Here is a 1,239-nt window from a genome sequence, read left to right as displayed (position 1 = left end):
GACCTATCTGGTCGGCGGCTCAGGCCTCGTCAATGGCGATACGCTGTCGGGTGCGCTGGCGACGTCGGCAACGACGGCCAGCAATGTCGGTGTCTACGGCATCACGCAGGGTACGCTGGCCTCGTCGAACTATACGATATCCTCGTTTACCAGCGCCAATCTCACGGTCACGCCGCGATCGATCACGGTGACCGCCGACGCGAAGAGCCGCGCCTATGGCGACGCCAATCCGGCGCTGACCTATCGGATCGGTGGCGCGGGGCTCGCTAATGGCGACACGTTGTCGGGTGCGCTGTCGACATCGGCAACGACCACCAGCAATGCCGGATCCTACGCAATCGCCCAAGGGACGCTCGCCGCCTCGTCGAACTACGCGTTCACTTACACCGGCGCTAACCTGACGATCACCGGGTCATCGGCGCCACTATCTCCTGGGGCGGACAGGAAGGTGATCGAAGGGATGACGTTCGGATCGGACGTGAGGGCAAATTCGGTGTCGTATGGCTGGCAGCAGCCATGGAATCCGCAGCTTGAGGCCGCCGCGATCGACGAGCCTTCTGCAGAACCCATTTGCATGTCGTGGCAGCCTTGCGAGGCGCTTCCCCATCCAGACAATCGCCGGATAGGTCGGTGGATCAGGTTCGTCGGTTTTGCTTCGGGAAGACCATGAGGAAAGAAGTGATCCCAATGCTCCCTTTCGAAGAGCCGCCCGGCCGCCCGATGATGATATCGTGCATGCTCGCCTCATCGGCGGCGGGCACGTCAAGGATCCGGGAGCTCTTTTGCAGTTCCGTCAGCATCGCGGTGCTCACGTCGTTCCTGAATTTTGGACAATCCGCGACGGCACAGTCGCTGCCGTCAGGCGGAACGGTGGTCAGCGGGAACGTGTCGATCGGCTCGACGTCGCCGACCAGCCTGACAATCTCGCAATCGAGCCGCACCGGCATTGTCAACTGGTCGAACTTTTCGGTCGGGCAGGGCTACCAGGTTCAGTTCAACAACGGCAGCGGCGCGACGCTCAACCGCGTGACCGGCAACGTGCCGTCGTCGATCAACGGCGTCGTATCGGCAACCGGCTCGGTTTATCTCGTCAATCCGTCGGGGGTAGTCGTCGGGCCGAACGGCGTGATCAAGACCGGCGGCAGTTTCGTTGCCTCGACGCTGGACGTGAAGGATGCGGATTTCCGGGCCGGAGGCGCGCTGACCTTCAGCGGCAACAGCAACGCCTCGGTGGTGAAC

At 62.6% G+C, this 1,239-nt stretch carries 2 protein-coding genes; both read left to right on the top strand.

What is annotated here, in order from left to right:
- The coding region (locus CQ14_RS07225) for an MBG domain-containing protein (protein ID WP_283807199.1) at positions 1-670 on the top strand (670 nt) is incomplete at its 5' end.
- A 17-nt stretch (positions 671-687) separates the two neighbouring features.
- Positions 688-1,239: two-partner secretion domain-containing protein (locus CQ14_RS07220; RefSeq protein WP_199805456.1), on the top strand; the 552-nt coding region annotated here is incomplete at its 3' end.

It is taken from the genome of Bradyrhizobium lablabi (assembly GCF_001440475.1).
GTDB classification, from domain to species: Bacteria; Pseudomonadota; Alphaproteobacteria; order Rhizobiales; family Xanthobacteraceae; genus Bradyrhizobium; species Bradyrhizobium lablabi.
The sequence above is the reverse complement of the archived record's forward strand: the minus strand, read 5'-3'. Positions and strand labels throughout refer to the sequence as shown.